This window comes from Paenibacillus sp. FSL M7-0896, assembly GCF_037975415.1.
In the GTDB taxonomy this organism is placed as follows: domain Bacteria; phylum Bacillota; class Bacilli; order Paenibacillales; family Paenibacillaceae; genus Paenibacillus_AQ; species Paenibacillus_AQ silagei.
On the sequence record NZ_CP150250.1, the window covers coordinates 4,836,611 to 4,852,159 of the forward strand.

The following is a 15,549-nucleotide window of genomic DNA, read 5'->3' on the forward strand; positions in this document are numbered from 1 at the left end:
GTACCAGAGCACTAGAGTCAGGGTCAGTAGAGAAAAAGAGAGTAATGTTGAAAATTGTCGACTTCGCTTGTCAGCTCCCTTGTGTATATTCGGCATTACGCATAAGATAAAAATCAAAAAGGTTAGTGATCCTGTGCTGCGCTACTACTTGAATATGAACCTGCGATACAAGATAACCATACTGATCTTCCTGCTGATCACCGGGGTGGCCTGCACACTGGGCGCATACTCCTATAAGATCTCCAAGCAGCAGATTATCAATAAGGTGAGCAATTCAAACCAGAGTGTGCTCAAGCAGATCGACAGTAATCTCGCCCGTATGCAAAAGACGTTAGCCGACTGGGTCACGGTATTCAGCCTCGCTCCAGTCGTTCAGGACACTCTGCGGAGCAATACCCCGGATTCGGCGAAGATCGAGAACCAGCTCTATAACGGACCCACCGCGTCGATCATGAACCAGATGCTGGTGACCGGAAGCTTCGACTATCTGGCTCTGTACGGCAGCTTGTCCGAGCCGCTGTTTCAGGTTGCCACCGATGACAGCAGCGGTGCGTATAGTTTGAGCAAAATTACCTCAAATGATACTTATAAACAGACCGTTGCCTTAAACGGTGCCTCCTACTGGTTCCCGCTGACAGAAGAGAATAACGTATTCATTCAGACTAACCGTAATGACAAGCTCGGCATGACCCGGATTATCCGCGATATTGTGAACGGGAACCGGATCGGCTTTGTATTCGTCGGCATTAATCTGGAGACCATCCGCAGAACCTATCTGACGAATCTGTATGACAAGGATCACGGCATCCTCATTCTGAGTGAACAGGGCGCACAGCTGCTGTCGGCAGGCAAAGAGACCTATAGCCCCGAAGCCGTAGACTTCGTGATGAAGCAGGCCAATGCCGGCATTCTCTCCGGCAACACCATCGTCAGCCTGGAGGGCAAGGATACGCTGCTGAATTACAACATCAACGAGGATGGCTGGATCACCCTGTACAGTGTTCCGCTCCGTTCGTTGACCCAAGAGCTTAATTCCATTAAATCGGCAGTGCTTGTGATGGTATTAGCCAGCCTGGTGCTTAGCATTCCCTTGCTGATGTTCTTCTCCTCCTTCCTGACAGCGCCGATCAAGACGCTGCTGCTGTCGATGCGGCGCTTCCAGAACGGGCAGTTCGAGGAGAAGGTGGAGATCAAATATTGGGATGAGATCGGCCAGCTGAGCCGGGGCTACAATAATATGGTCGGCAACATCAAAGCGCTGGTGGACGATGCCTATCTGCTGAAGCTAAAGGAGCAGGAAGCGGAGCTGAAGGCGCTGCAATCGCAGATCAACCCCCATTTTCTGTACAATATGCTCGACACGATCTTCTGGGAGGCGGAGGCGGCAGGGCAGGACAAGATCAGCGAGATGGTGATCAACCTCTCCCGGCTGTTCCGGTTAAGTCTGAACCAGGGCAAGAGCTTCACCAGCGTAGCCAAGGAAAAAGAGCTGATTGAGCTGTATCTGTCGCTCCAGAAGATGCGGTTCCAGGAATCGCTCGAGTATGTGATCGACATTCCTGAGGAGCTGTACGCCTATGTCATCCTGAAACTCAGCCTGCAGCCGTTCATTGAGAACGCGCTGATCCACGGCATTGAACGCAAGCGCGGCGGCGGACGGGTAAGCATCAGCGGACAACGCCGCGGAGAGAAGCTGATCTTCGTGATTGAGGATAACGGGAGCGGCATGAACGAGGAGACGCTGCAAAAGATTCTCAGCATGCCTGATGAGACGGATGTCTACACGGCCCGGGATGTCGGTGGCTATGCGGTGCAGAATGTCCAGGCACGGCTGAAGCATTTTTATAAAGGTGACTATGCCTTGAACTATTCCAGTGTCCCCGGAGAAGGCACGCGGGTGGAGATCGTAGTTCCGGTGATTGTAACTGACATGCAAGAATAGACGAAGCCAGAGCGAATAAACAATACGAATACAGATTGGAGGGGATGTCCCTTGTATAATATGATTATTGTGGATGATGAGGAGCGGGCGCGGGTAGGCATAAGGACCCTGATTGACTGGCATTCGCACGGCATCCATATTGCAGGCGAAGCCAGAGACGGTCTTGAGGCACTTGAACTCCTGGATAGCTATGCCGTCGATATCATGCTAACAGATATCCGGATGCCGCAAATGGACGGCCTGGAGTTAATCAAGGTTGTCTCCGAGAAATACCCCAGCGTCAAATCGGTCATTATGAGCGGATACGATGATTTCGCCTATGCCCAGCAAGCCATAAGATCCGGGGTCAGTAACTATCTGCTGAAGCCGAGCCGCCGGCAGGAGATTCTGAGCACGGTTCTGGCCATCACGGAGCAGATTCAATCCGAGAAGCTGGAGATTACCACGCTTGAGCATCTGCGGCAAGGGTTCCGGGAGAGTCTACCCCTGCTGAAGGAAAAGACGTTAAGCCAGCTCATTCTCACCGAGAGTCCCGCGTATTCCCGGCTGCTGGCTAATCTGAAGATGAACCAGCTGGTTTTCCCCTATTTGCTGTACGGCATCATTCTGCTGCGCATCGACAATTTCCAGCTGCTGCATGAGAAGTATATGCATGAGGATACGGAGCTGCTGAAGTACGGGCTGAAGAATATTTGCGAGGAGTCGCTGCCGGAGGCTGTGCTCTGCGTTGCCTTCGAGCATCAGGACGATATTGTGCTAATTCTCAATATGGACGAGCTGCCGGATCAGGAGGAATTAAGCGGTTATATCCGGATTATTCAGGAGAATATCGCCAGCTTCCTGAAGTTCACCGTATCCGCCGGGATCGGAAGTATTGACAAGAATATTGAGCATCTGCGCCACTCGTTCGTGGAGGCTTGCCAGGCCTTGAATACAACCAACTACACCGGAATTGCTAAAATCGTGGAGTACAGTGGCGAATTCGATGCCGAGTCCTCTCAATCCTCCTATCCCCTGCATGAGGAGCAGGAGGTGCTGAAGGCGGTACGCGGCGGTTCTCCCGGGGACATCGCCGATAAGCTCACGCTGTTCAATGTAGCCCTGCAGCCTGAGACGGTGTCCAGGGACCAGGTGATCAAATCGAGCTTCGCCCTGTTCTTCGCGCTCTATAAATTATGCATCGAGAACAATGTCAACGTGAACAAGGTGTTCGGGCAGAATCTGACCGAGCTGATCCATGTCCTGTCCCGGTCCAGTCTGGATAATCTGTTCCAGTCGCTGTTAGAGACGGCCCAGCGGGTCAGTGAGCATCTGACGTCCAAGAAGAACAGCAACAAGCTGCTCGAAGCGGCCAAGGGCTATATCGGCGAGCACTTCATGAAGGATATCAACCGCGAGATCGTCGCCAGGGAGATCTACATTACCCCGGGATATTTAAGCCTGCTGTTCAAGCAGCAGCTTAAGATCAGCTTCATCGATTATCTGCACAAGGTCCGCATCGAGCATGCCTGCCTGCTATTCAAAGATCCCGGAATGCGGATCGAGGATATCGCGCTGCAGTCCGGGTATAATGATACGAAATATTTCTATCAGGTGTTCAAAAAGTATAAAGGTCTCACGCCCAATCAGTTCCGCAGCAATACGGAGTAAATGGCTAACTGCTCTTACGGCCCGCCCCACTCTCTGCACCGGATGCTTCATATGCGTGCAGGGTGTGGGGCGGGTTTGTTTGGGGAGGTTGGATTGGGTCTGGCTTTTTCTTGTTTCAAGCTCCTCATTGGCTCACACGACGCACCCCGTCCAATTGTGATAGGTTTTTAACATACATTTTGGTCCATGCGCTGCTCCTAGCTCAATTGTGATCGGTTTTTCGATTACATTCGGTCCACTCGCCGCATCCAGTCCAATTGTAATCGGTTTTTCGATTACATTTGCCCCACTCGCCGCATCCAGGCCAATTGTGATCGGTTTTTAACATACATTTTGGTCCACGAGCCTCGAAAGGCCAGCAGCCTCTCCAAAGGAAAGCTGCTGGCCTGCTTGTATGTTGGTGGCACTAAAGAGCCAATGTTGAGTTATTGACCGAAATTGCTGTACTATGACCAAAATGCTGTGTTTTCGCACCATATTTCTGCTCATTGCACCGGAATACTAACCTCAGTCCCGCCGGAGGTTAGCACCGTAATACGCTCTCCATCAAGTTTAACATTGAGCAGCTCTTCAGGAGTCTGTTCCAGAATCAGGCCGAGTTCCTTTGCCCCATCTGCCAGCGGCGCAGATGAAGGGTCGCCGTACACAGCAGAAGCCAGCCAATGCACCCCAGGCTCAAGCGAAGCGGTCAGGGTAGGCAGCACTGTCCGGGGACGAAGCAGGTTCGTATTCGCATTGGGCCAGATCAGCTCGGCCTTGGAGTAGCCCTTCAGCCCCTTGATGCCACTCGTTCCCCATGCTGTAGCTGCCGCTGCGCCCATTCCGCTGAGCTGCTGAGCAGGCTCCGCCTCTTGACCCAGCGCGAATCCGCCCTCGGCGGCATCCAGGGCACGGCCCGTCTCGATCCGGTGAATCCGGATATGCCACGGCAGACCCGCTACCACCCATGTGCGTACCTCAACATCAGCCCAAGGCTTCCAGACGGACCGCAGGACGTTGTCCGTAATCTCTGATTCCAGATTCTGCCGCCGAACGCGGTACAGATTGTCTCCGCCTTCGCTGAGCGCAAGCATGGAATCATAGGCTCCCTGCGGCAATCCCCATTCTGAGCGGGGAACGCTGAACCCGAAGCCTGTGGAATAGACGAATTTCTCGTATTTGGCCGAGGTATGGGTATGCTCATTGGTGGACAGATGCCCGCTGTTGAAGGCGGCCACATGACCGGAAGCCGGTTCGCGGACCAGAACCAGATGCGGCGGATGCTGCACCGTCACAGCCGGAAGCTCCGGCAGCGGCAGCTCCGGTTCGCTCCAGAACGGATGCTCCGCGCCGAGGGCAAGCGGCAGGAAGGTCTTCAGCGCCCAGTAAGGCGAGCCGGGAGCATTATAATTCTCCGCCATGACCAGATTCGGATACGTGTATCCGATGGTCAGCACGCCGGCTGCATCGAAGATAGGCTGGCGGAACCACCAGCGCAGGTTGCGCAGGACGATGCCTTTGACCACACCGGCAGAGAAGCCTTCCACCTCTGCATACGCCAAGGCGCTCCAGAAGGCAGACTGGGCGAACCGGTACGCCAGACTGCGGCCATAGGGAAGCGCAGCGCCGTCCGGGGCGAACCAGCCCATGAATTCAGCCGCGAACAGCCGGGCGCGTTCTTTGAACAGACGGGAACGCTCCGGGTCCTCCCGCTCCATCAGCTTGGCATACAGCAGCGAATAGTAATGGATGGCGAAGGGCCCATAATAATCGCAGTGTCCGCCAACACCGTCACTGTACCAGCCTTCACCCAGATAAAAGGCATCCATCCGCTCCAGATTCCGCTCCAGTTGAATCGCATCATAAGGCCGTCCTACTGTGCGGAAGCCGACATTCACCAGCACATTGAAGAACAGCCAGTTGCAGTCGTAGCAGGGACGGGAATTGATCTGGTTCAGCCAGCTGTACAGATGCTCCTGCTCCTGCGGAGCAAGCGGGGACCAGAGATGCTCCGGCACAGCCGCCAGCGCGAAGCCGAAGGCGGCCATCTCGACCAGACGCTGGTCATAGTCCCTTACATCACCCCAATATTCCTCATGGGCCGGATCGGTGCCGTGCCGGATGCCGTCCAGCACAGTGGCCCATAGTTCACTGTTCCCGCCTCCGGCGAGCAGTGGAATTAGTCCCCAGAGCACCCGGGAGAAGCCCTCCATTCCGGCGGTGGCTGACGGATAGCTCGCTCCCGTAATCCCGATCTCAAGTCTTGCGCTGCCTCTGCTATAGAGCGACCGAAGCGGCTCTGTCAGCTGCTCAAGGGCAGCCAGCAGGTCGTCCCGGGTCTTCAGCGGATTGCTCTGAATCCCCAGCTTGCCCGTCGCCGGATCGCCTGTCCCCAGATTTCCAATTCCCCGAGTCATCTTGTTGTTCGTCATTATCGTACTCCTCCTACTCCCAATAGAACGGGCCTGCTCCCTTAATCCGGGCCAGTGCCTCAACATAGAAGAAATCCCCGTAGATCAGCGGCACATCGATATTCCGGTCTTCAGGATAGTTACTGGTGCCGTGAAGCAGCAGGCCTTGTTCGCCGGGATTGTCCCAAGTTCCGTAATTGCGGTAGAGAGATTCCGTGATTCTAAGCGCCCCGTTCCGGTAGACAGGAGCCTCTGATTCTTCCACCAGCCCGGCCAGCAGCAAGAGACCGCTTGCGGCGCATGAACCGGCCGAAGAATCGCGAATCTCGCCAACATCGCCGGGAGCGCGGAAATCCCAATGCGGCACCTGATCCTCCGGCAGCCGGGTCAGGAAGAAATGCGCAACCTGCTTGGACGCATGCAGGTAGCTAAGCTTGCCCGTATGGTGATAGGCCAGCGCCAGCCCGTATAGTGCCCAAGCCGCGCCGCGCGACCAGGCCGATTCCGGCGCATAGCCCTGTCCGCCCAGCTTCTCTGCCACTTCGCCCGTCTCCGGGTTGAAGTTGACAATATGATAGACGGAGCCGTCCGGCCGGATGAAATGCTCCAGCACCGTATCCATATGTGCCTCCGCGATATGCCGGTAACGCGGGTCTCCCGTGACTTCGGAGGCCCAGAACAGCAGGCTGGTGTTCATGCTGCAGTCAATAATGGCGACCCCGCTGTTGTCCTCGCCTTCTCTCCAGGGATTCCAGGCCCGGATATAGCGGCCCTTCAGGTTGAAGCGGGCGGCCAGATAGTTGGCGGCCTTCAGCCCGCGGACCCTTGATTCTTCTCTGCCCGTCAGCTTGTAATTGGCGACGCTGGTCAGCAGCCACATGAAGCCAAGGTCATGATCCAGCTTCACGTAGCCGTCCAGCACCTCATCCAGCCGCTCTTCGCAGCGCTCGGCTACTGCCTTCAGGCTCTCATCGCCGCTCTCGGCATAGAGCTGCCAGAGCATGCCCGGCCAGAAACCGGCAGTCCACCAGCTTGGCACTTCCAGGACATATTTGCCGCCTTGACTGGCATGCGGGAACTCCGCCCCGATGCTGATACTGTTCGTTCTCGTCTTCTCCAGTGCCTTACTCCAAGCCTCATCTACCCAAGCCTGATCTATGGTTCTGTTCATTTGAATCCCGCCTTTGTGTGAATGTTGTACCCGTGCCGTGCATCTTATATAAACTCAAAAGCAAACACCAATACGCCCTCTGCTCCGGGCTGGAGAACCTGAAAGTCCAGACTATGCCACACCTTGTCCTGGCCATAGTGATCCTGGTACACATGTGCGGTAATCTCAGGCCGGACGATCTGCGGATTATAGGTTACCTCAACGCCGCTCCCCTCAGCAGCTCCCGGCAGCCATACGCTCCCCGGTTCCCGCACCTCCGGTCTGCGCCACGTTACGAACCGTTCCGTCCAGCTTGCCGGAGCTCCGTCATACCGGTAAGTGTCAGTCAGCTCCAGACGGGGCAGCTCCTCCTTATGCCAGACCAGCGAACGGACCAGGGATTGCAGTCCGGCTACCGGGTATGCCCGGGCCAGCTCCAGCATCAGCTCATCCTTCGCCTCCGCTGCCGATGCATACAGCACCGTTGCCTCGAACTCCCGTCCTGCCCCCTGGTACTGGCCGTCAATAATCGGCACGCTATGGCCTTGCGACCCGTTGCAGTCATAGCCGTAACGGCCGGCACCGAAATAGTCCGCCGTGTACTCTCCGCTGCCCAGATCAGCCGCGAAGATCTCCCCCCGGCCGCTCAGAATAAATTGGCCCAGGTCATTATGGTTATGCGGCTCGTCGTTATGGCCGCCCTTGGCCGCGAAGCCGAAAGCGCCCGCCCCAGAGACATGCCGCGATACGAGCCAAGCGGCATCGGGCAGATAGCTGCTGCCCGCCTCCCAGGACTCCTTCTCCTGCCCGGCTCTTGTCCAGATCAGATTGCGCAGAGCCGGTGCGAAGCGGCTGCAGTGATCCTCCGTGAACGGGGCGCGCAGCGCAGACGGCGGGCGCAGGACATCCGGATAGACGTCCGCCAGATAATGAGATAGTCCCATATGTACCCGCACCCGGGGCACTGTATCGGAGAAATTGGCGACATAGCTGCCGTCAATGAAGCATTGCTGCTGGAAGCGGGCGATCTGTGCCACCTTTTCCTGCTTGAACCAATCCAGCCGGCCTCCGCTTCTTGCACGGAGCAGATCGCTGTAATAAGTGAAATAGCCGAACCCGTAATTCCAGTAGCCCAGCCCCTCCTGGCAGGCCCCGTCTGCCCCGAAGCCCTGCAGATAATAATTCATGCTGCTCTCTGTCTTCAGCAAGATTTCCGCCAGCATGTCCTTGTCCTTCACAAGGAGCAGTGCAGCCGCACCCACAGAGCCCGCACAGACCGCCGCCCAATTGTGAGTGGAGGTCTCCCAGAAATAAGGGCCATGCGCAAGGAACGGCCGGAAGATTCTATTCTCCACCTCACTGCGTATCCGGGAGCGGAGCAGCAGCGGGAGACGCTCCCCGACCAGCAGCAGACATTCACTTAAAGTAAAGCCTGTCTCGGCGGAGAACAGATCGATATGGCGGTTGATCTCAGCAGCCTCATGCTTCTCAGGAAGATGGGCGGGAACGCACCATGTGTACTCATCGCAGATCGCCCATAGAATATCTGTCAGTTGCTCCAGAGCTGCTGTGTTCTCCGGCTCCAGCAGACTTAGGAACACATACGTATTCAGCCTTCTTCTCCGTTCAAAATAAGGCCGCTCATACTCCAGTCTCGACCCCGTCTGCCGGAAAAGGGTAAACAGACTGTACGTCAGCAGCGGTATAGGCTGCCCTTCCAGCCTCCGTGCCTCTGCACGAATCTCACTGAGACTGGCTTGTAAAACTTGAGAAGATCCCGCCTCACTCCAAAAAGCGGCCGAATCCCCTTGCGGATAATATAAGCTGAGATCTGCCGGCTTCATGTTCTCTGCGATTGCCTTAAGTTCCTGTATGTTCATGCCTAAGCTCCCTCTCCTGTTCAGTCTGTCTGTATCCCTTAATCCAAAGCATGGTCCCGCATCACATTCTCGCCGTCCGCGATTCTCCGTGCCGTCCATTTCATATCCTCGCCCGACCAGAAGGGATCAGCAGGAAGCAAGCCCAGCGGCAGGAAAACAGCGGCGCACAGATACAGACTGCCTGTATTAATGTAGCTCTCGGCCAGCTCCGGCTGATAGCCGTAGATTCCCGGCTGCAGCCAGCCGTTCTTATCCAGCGTACCCGGATATTGCATAATCCGGCTAATAACAGCGGTCAAAGCGCAGCGCACCTGAGCCGGGGGCAGCGAATCTTCCAGGAAATGCTGGAGCGCCGCCTGTGACAGCAGCTGAAATGCCCCGAACCGGTAGACAATCGAACGCCCGAGGAACGGATACGTTCCATCAGGGGCGATACTGCGCTCCAGCACGGATGCATATCTCTGCGCCCGCTGCAGGACCAAGGGTCTAAGCCGGGCATACTCCTCATTCTCCTGTTCGAAAAGGGTAACAACATCCAACAGCATCGGCTGAATGACAAAGCTGTTGTAATAATCCCAGTGGAAGTCCTTCCCGTCCCCGTAGACTCCGTCACCCTTGTACCAGTCCATGAACATGTGGACCGCATAACCCACGCGCATCCGGTCATACTCCGGATTGCCCAGCAGGTATAACGCTGCTTCCACCATCGCACTGAACAGCAGCCAGTTGCTGCCGCTGGGAGCGGTCCGCCGCGTCTGCTTGAACGCCACAATCAGATTGCCTTTGACCCGTGCGTCCAGCCGGGATGTAACCGTTTTCGGTGCACGCACCAGCGCATGGGCCAGAAATGCAGCATCCACCAGCGGCTGGCCTTCGGTCTTGAATTCCATATAGTCAGGCGATTGCGGATCGACCGCCGCATCAATCGCTTCCAGCATCAGCCCGGCATAACGGGCTCTTAAGCGCTCCTCTTCACCCTCAAGCCCCTGAAGCTCCAGCCAGGGAGCCATTCCGCAAGCCAGCCTTGCAAAAGCTTCCAGATGCGCAAACTGGCTGCGCTCGCTATGAAACTCCGTAGGTAACCACTCTTTCAGTTTCCGTGCGGCGAGCGCCTCCAGGACTGGCGTTCCAATCCGCAGCATCGTATCCAGCCAGTATTTACGCTGTTCTATCCCACTCATCCTAGTTCCACCCTCTCAGGTATTCTTCTTCTCTAGTGTATTGTGGTATTATTGCAATGTCTTTGCGAATAATGATGATTTATTGCGTATATTGTGATCAACAAGAAAGGGGCTGTGACGATGAAGCATGCCCGGTATTATGAAACGTTCGACGGCGATATTCTGGCCGGTATCGGCAATTCTCCGATCTCGCCGACGCGGGATTTCCATATCCATGACCACTATGAAATCTTCCTGTTCCTCGGCGGCAGCGTGAACGGCTTCGTGGACCAGTACAGCTATCCGCTGGTGCGCGGCGACGTCCTGTTATTCAATAATCATGAGATTCATAAAATCATCAACCGCTCCCCCGACCCTTATGAGCGGCTGACCATACATTTCAAAGCACCGCTGGTCTATCCGTTCTGTACGGCAACCACGAATCTGCTGGCCTGCTTCCAGAACCGCCAGCCCGGAGAGAACAACCTGGCCCGGATGGAGGAGCCGCTGCTCTCGGAATATACCGCACTCTCCTCTCAGCTGATTGCCGCCTTGGAACGCAAGCAGTACGGCAGCGAGGTGCTGGCCCTGACGTATCTGATTCAGATTCTGGTGCTGGTCAACGAGCTGTACAGCCGCACCCGTGCCGCCGTGCCCAGCATCATCTCCTCCCATATTCAATCCGCGATGAGCTATATCGACAACCACCTGCACCTGAATCTGTCGCTAGCGCATATTGCCGGGGAGCTGAATCTGGACAAATATTATCTCAGCCATCTGTTCAAGCAGCAGACCGGAGGCACCATCTACCGTTATGTCCTGCTCAAAAAGATCGCGTTATCCAAGCAGCTCTTGTCCGCCGGCAACTCCGTGTCCGATACCTGCTACCTGTCCGGCTTCAATGATTATGCCAATTTCATCCGCACCTTCAAGAACATCACGGGCATCCCGCCGGGAAAATACGGCAAATAAAGACGGCAGCGCCTATCGGCAGCGCTGCCGTAAAATGAACGATATAACTCGAAGCTTCGTCGTCACTGCGGTGAACATTTGGACTTCCAGCCGCTGTTGTATTTAGATTCCTTGATTAGAATCGCTCTTCGCGGTAGAAATCCAAATACAAAGGCGGTCGCTACCGCTCCTTCAGTTCCAAATTTCCCCTCCGCTTCTTTTTGCTTTTTGTTAGTAACCCCGTTCTCCTCCCCTATACTCCGTAGGACTTACACCCATATAGTCCTTGAACACCTTGGAGAAATAATGCTGGTCGCCGAAGGACAGCGCCTCCGACAGCTCCTTCACCTTCAGCTCCGGCTTGGCTGCGATCAGCCGGCAGGCTTCGGCTATCTTCAGCCGCATACTGTAATGCACGAAGGTCTGGTGCGAATAGCGCTTGAAGATCCGGCTGACATAGGACGGGCTGACATGGAACTGAAGCGCCACCTCTGTGATAGAGAGCTGGGAGTAGAGATGCTGCTGCAAATATTGCTCCAATTGCCGGAACAGCTCTTCGCTGCTCTTAGGCCGCTGCTCTGAAGCGGCCAACACCTCCGGCAATCCCTTCCTACTGCCCTCCTGCTCCTGAAGATGGGCGACCAGCCGCTGCATCACCTCAGCCAGCTGTTCCCGCTCCACCGGCTTCAGCAGATAGTCGAATACCTGAAGGTTCAGCGCTTTGCGCGTATACTCGAAATCGCTGTAGCCGCTGATCAGCACCGCCTTGAGCGCCGGATTCACCTGCCTGCACTGCCCGATCAGCGCCAGCCCGTCCAGCTTGGGCATGCGGATATCGGTCAGGAGGATATCCACCGGGTTAGCCTTGATGTATTCCAGGGCATCCAGCCCGTTCGAGGCGGTGGCGGATATACGGATAGGCAACTCCATGGACTGCATAAGCGCCTCGATATTGCGCAGAATCGGCTTGCTGTCCTCGGCAATGATAGCGGTATACATAGCGGTCCCTCCCCGGTTCTAGTAGAAGTCTTTACTCATAGATGCGATAATCTGGACCGTAGCGCCCTTTTCCCCGTCTAAGTGGTTGTAAATATTGAAGAATAGCCGGTTCCTGTACATCAGCTTCAGCCGGTTCACAGTATTCACAATCCCCATATTGCCAATTCCCGTGGTATGATGCTGAAGCTCATAGACCCCGGAATCCGAGTCCTCAATATTGTCCAGAATGTCCCTGATCCGGCCCGGCGCGAAGCCTTCCCCGTTATCCCGGATTTCGATGGCCCACAGGCCGTTATATACCTTCACCCGCACCTCAATCCTCCAAGGAGGGTCCGTATTCTTAAAAGCATGCTCGATACAATTCTCCACGAATGGCTGAATCACCAGCCGGGGCAGCTCAATCCGCTCAAGCGCACCGTCCCCGTCAATCTCCCACTCCAGATCGTCCTCGAAATTATGCTGAATCAGGGACAAATAATGCCGGGTATGCTTCAGTTCCTCCGTCAATGTCACATGCTGATAAGGGGAGGACACAATATAGCGCAGGCTGTCCGACAGATGCTTGCACATCTCGGTCACTACGCTATTCTTCCCTTCCTGGGCGGCAATACTGATCAGATACAGGACATTGTGGATAAAATGGGGTGCGATCTGAGCCTGCAAGGCGGAATTCCGCGACTTCACTTCTTCGTGTAGCGCAAGCTTTTCCCGTTCGATAGATTCCTGTAACCGTTCCAGCAGTTCCTGAAAAGCGCTATTCAGTTGAATCAGCTCATTGTTGTGGGTACGCGGCCCCGCCTTCATATTCAGGTTGCTGTAGTTCATCCGCAGAATCTGGCTGCGCAGCTTGCGGATCGGAAGCAGCAGGTTGCGGGTCGAGAAGTAAATGAAAATGAACGAGAACAGTATCAACGCTGTAATCAGCAGAATGGAGAGGTATTTCACCGAATTGACCGGGCCCAGCACCACATTCCTGGGATTCACCACATAGGTAGTCCAGCCCGTCTCGGCAGAGCGGTGGTAAGCCACATAGTTCTGGCCGCTGCTCAGATAGATTCCGTTAGCCGGTGCAGATTCAGAAGGATACGCTGCAAATTCAGGGACCTTCTCCCCTTCCCGCAATGCCGGGAAGCTTGCGACCAGCCGCTGGTCCTGATCCATAATATAGACCTTGCCGCCCGCCAGGCCCGCAGCAGATCTGTTCAAATACCGCTGGTCGAGCTGCACCGCCAGATAGCCGAACACCTGACCATTCTGGTTCCTGATCGCCCGCACAAAAGAAATGGCCTCCGCCCCCTGCCGGTACAGTGCGTAACCGCTTGCATTCCAGGTCGGCAGGTTGCTGCTCTCTTCCAGGAACGGCCTTAGTGAGGCCGGGCTATCCGCGTATCCGATATAAGAGGCCACCCGCTCCCCTGTCAGATCATAGATCATCATATCCTCAATGTTCAGACTCGGCCCCAGCGCCTGGAACATGATGTCTTTCAGCCGGCGGCTCCGGGTCAGCCCTTCGAGGGTGAGCTGCGAATAATCCCCGGCGGACAACAGGGTGAACACCTCTTTGTTCGACAGAATCCGCTGGGAGAGCTGGTTCTGGTTATTGATATAGAGGTTCAGCTGATCGCTGACCTGGGCAGCAGCCAGCTTCATTTCGTTCTCCGTCTTGTCCTTGAGCGGCTGGATCACCATATAATTCACGTAGACCAGGAAGCAGCCCAGCACAATCAGCAGGAGCAGCATGAAGGTGAAGAAGAATTTCGTTTGCAGACTGGCCTGAACCCTGCCTCCGCGCAATTTCTGAACAATAGTAGCCAAGCCGAGCCCCCCTGAACCTTAGGATGCTGCCTACTTTACAACCAATCGGGCGAATTGACAAGCCGTCCCGGAGTTCAGAATATTACACAGAAAGAGTCAAGTACAAACATGTACCTTGTGCTCTCCTCATTCTATAATGGGCAATGTAAACGGATTCAAAGACGACAGACAATTCTTACTACGGGGGCGATCACATGAATGGCAAAATGAAAAAAATCGCAACAGGCGTACTGGCCGGTGTAATGACCTTAACGCTGGCGGCATGCGGCAATGGCAACTCAGGCTCCGGCAACGCTTCAGCTACTGACAGCGGCGGCAACGGAAACAGCGGCAGCGGCGGCAGCAGCGGCAAAAAGGTAACCATCGAGCTGGCCATCTCCAAAAGCTCGCAGGATTCGGCGTTCGTGGCCCAGGATGTGCTGGATGAATTCGAGCAGAAAACCAATATCAAGGTCAATCTTCAGCTGCTTCCGGCTGAACAGACGGCCACCGTACTCCAGACCAAGCTGGCTGTCGATGAGGTCCCTGACCTGATTCAATACAATCTGGCGAGTGCTACTACCGACCTTAATCTGGAGCGCAATTTCGAGATTCTCGATAACGAGCCTTGGGTAAGCCGGCTGCTGAACAAGGATGTTCTCTCCGCTTACGATCATGTCTACAGCTTCCATTACAGTCAGGATACCGGGATGCAGGGCGTAGTCTACAACAAGGATATCTTCAAGGACCTGGGGCTTGAGATTCCGAAGAATTACGAGGAATTCCTGGCCGTCTGCGAGAAAATCAAGGCCAGCGGCATTACTCCGGTCTTCATGCCATTCAAGGATAACTGGGCGGCTAATATCTGGCCGGCTGCCGCTTTTGCCGACTGGGCCGCGAAGAATGAACCGTCCCTGTTCGAGGACATCAATGCCGGCCGCAAGAAGTGGTCCGATGTTCCCGAATTCGCTACCTTCCTGGAGCAGCAGTACGAAGTCTACAAGAAAGGCTACACCAACACGGACATTCTCAGCGACAGCTACGATATGGCCGTGGGCAAATTCCTGAACAAGGAAACGGCGATGATGTTCATGGGCGACTGGCTGATCGTGAACGTGGCCGAGAAGGATCCGAATGTGCATCTGGGCCTGTTCGCTATCCCGTCTTCTGAAGACGCAAATCTCGGCGCAAGCCCGCTGGGCGGCCAGCTGTTCATTCCGAAGAAAGCCAAGCATATGGATGAAGCGAAGAAATTCCTGGAGTTCCTTGCCACCAAAGAAGTCGCACAGAAAATGGTGGACAGCCAGGGCTCCGTCTCCAACTTCAGCGATGTCACTACACCGAAGCTTCCCGATTACAAGCAGGAGATTGTCGATCAATACATCACACCCAAGAAGACTACGCTGACCACGGATGCCTATATGATCGTGGACCGCAGCGAGCTGTACCGTCTGCTTCAGGATGAATTTGCCGGCGGTCTGGATGCCAAGGGCGTACTCAAGGCCTGGGACGAGAAATTCAGCCAGCTGATGAAGGACAAAGGCGTGGAAGGCTTTTAAACCAAGTATCCAATCGGATCAACCATACAGCAGGCAGAATGAAGTCCATTCCGGGCTTTATTCTGTCCTGGGCT

At 55.1% G+C, this 15,549-nt stretch carries 10 protein-coding genes; 4 read left to right on the forward strand and 6 right to left on the reverse strand.

All coding sequences use genetic code 11. From position 1 onward, the window contains the following. The first annotated feature begins 154 nt into the window (after positions 1-154). Both MKY12_RS20985 and MKY12_RS20990 read left to right on the forward strand, forming a co-directional pair. Positions 155-1,942, forward strand: coding sequence for a sensor histidine kinase (locus tag MKY12_RS20985; protein WP_339310610.1), 1,788 nt, complete (start codon positions 155-157; stop codon positions 1,940-1,942). Positions 1,943-2,002: 60 nt separating this feature from the next. Beyond that, positions 2,003-3,592: a response regulator gene (locus tag MKY12_RS20990; RefSeq protein WP_339314932.1), complete on the forward strand. Its 1,590-nt coding sequence runs from the start codon at positions 2,003-2,005 to the stop codon at positions 3,590-3,592. Positions 3,593-4,077: 485 nt separating this feature from the next. Here the strand turns inward: MKY12_RS20990 and MKY12_RS20995 are convergent, their stop codons facing one another. The 4 genes from MKY12_RS20995 to MKY12_RS21010 are packed head-to-tail and all read right to left on the reverse strand — an operon-like array spanning position 4,078 to position 10,193. Beyond that, complete coding sequence (locus MKY12_RS20995) at positions 4,078-5,988, reverse strand: DUF2264 domain-containing protein (protein ID WP_339314934.1); 1,911 nt, start codon at positions 5,986-5,988, stop codon at positions 4,078-4,080. Between the two features lie 28 nt (positions 5,989-6,016). Continuing rightward, positions 6,017-7,153 carry a glycoside hydrolase family 88 protein gene (locus MKY12_RS21000; RefSeq protein ID WP_339310612.1) on the reverse strand — a complete coding sequence of 379 codons (1,137 nt, stop codon included), beginning with the start codon at positions 7,151-7,153 and terminating at the stop codon, positions 6,017-6,019. Between the two features lie 44 nt (positions 7,154-7,197). Further along, positions 7,198-9,012 (reverse strand): hypothetical protein, encoded by a 1,815-nt coding sequence (locus MKY12_RS21005; protein WP_339310613.1) that lies wholly within the window; start codon positions 9,010-9,012, stop codon positions 7,198-7,200. A 38-nt stretch (positions 9,013-9,050) separates the two neighbouring features. Further along, entirely contained in the window at positions 9,051-10,193 is a 1,143-nt protein-coding gene (locus MKY12_RS21010; RefSeq protein ID WP_339310615.1) for a DUF2264 domain-containing protein, read from the reverse strand. Between the two features lie 93 nt (positions 10,194-10,286). On the opposite strand from MKY12_RS21010, the gene MKY12_RS21015 reads away from it, so the two are divergent. After that, positions 10,287-11,144: an AraC family transcriptional regulator gene (locus MKY12_RS21015; protein ID WP_339310617.1), complete on the forward strand. Its 858-nt coding sequence runs from the start codon at positions 10,287-10,289 to the stop codon at positions 11,142-11,144. 210 nt (positions 11,145-11,354) lie between these two features. Here the strand turns inward: MKY12_RS21015 and MKY12_RS21020 are convergent, their stop codons facing one another. Both MKY12_RS21020 and MKY12_RS21025 read right to left on the reverse strand, forming a co-directional pair. Continuing rightward, positions 11,355-12,122 carry a response regulator gene (locus MKY12_RS21020; protein WP_339310619.1) on the reverse strand — a complete coding sequence of 256 codons (768 nt, stop codon included), beginning with the start codon at positions 12,120-12,122 and terminating at the stop codon, positions 11,355-11,357. An 18-nt stretch (positions 12,123-12,140) separates the two neighbouring features. Then, the gene (locus MKY12_RS21025) at positions 12,141-13,937 is read right to left on the reverse strand and encodes a histidine kinase (protein ID WP_339310620.1); all 1,797 of its coding nucleotides are present in this window, start codon (positions 13,935-13,937) and stop codon (positions 12,141-12,143) included. Between the two features lie 194 nt (positions 13,938-14,131). Between MKY12_RS21025 and MKY12_RS21030 the strand changes: the two genes are divergently transcribed. Continuing rightward, on the forward strand, positions 14,132-15,475 hold the full coding sequence (locus tag MKY12_RS21030) for an ABC transporter substrate-binding protein (protein WP_339310621.1): 1,344 nt from the start codon (positions 14,132-14,134) through the stop codon (positions 15,473-15,475). Positions 15,476-15,549 lie beyond the last annotated feature (74 nt).

Excerpts from the sequence above, each read along its gene's own strand:
- MKY12_RS20985 (WP_339310610.1), top strand. The coding sequence starts at position 155 with ATGAACCTGCGATACAAGATAACCATACTGATCTTCCTGCTGATCACC.
- MKY12_RS20990 (WP_339314932.1), top strand. The coding sequence starts at position 2,003 with ATGATTATTGTGGATGATGAGGAGCGGGCGCGGGTAGGCATAAGGACC.
- MKY12_RS20995 (WP_339314934.1), bottom strand. The coding sequence starts at position 5,988 with ATGACTCGGGGAATTGGAAATCTGGGGACAGGCGATCCGGCGACGGGC.
- MKY12_RS21000 (WP_339310612.1), bottom strand. The coding sequence starts at position 7,153 with ATGAACAGAACCATAGATCAGGCTTGGGTAGATGAGGCTTGGAGTAAG.
- MKY12_RS21005 (WP_339310613.1), bottom strand. The coding sequence starts at position 9,012 with ATGAACATACAGGAACTTAAGGCAATCGCAGAGAACATGAAGCCGGCA.
- MKY12_RS21010 (WP_339310615.1), bottom strand. The coding sequence starts at position 10,193 with ATGAGTGGGATAGAACAGCGTAAATACTGGCTGGATACGATGCTGCGG.
- MKY12_RS21020 (WP_339310619.1), bottom strand. The coding sequence starts at position 12,122 with ATGTATACCGCTATCATTGCCGAGGACAGCAAGCCGATTCTGCGCAAT.
- MKY12_RS21030 (WP_339310621.1), top strand. The coding sequence starts at position 14,132 with ATGAATGGCAAAATGAAAAAAATCGCAACAGGCGTACTGGCCGGTGTA.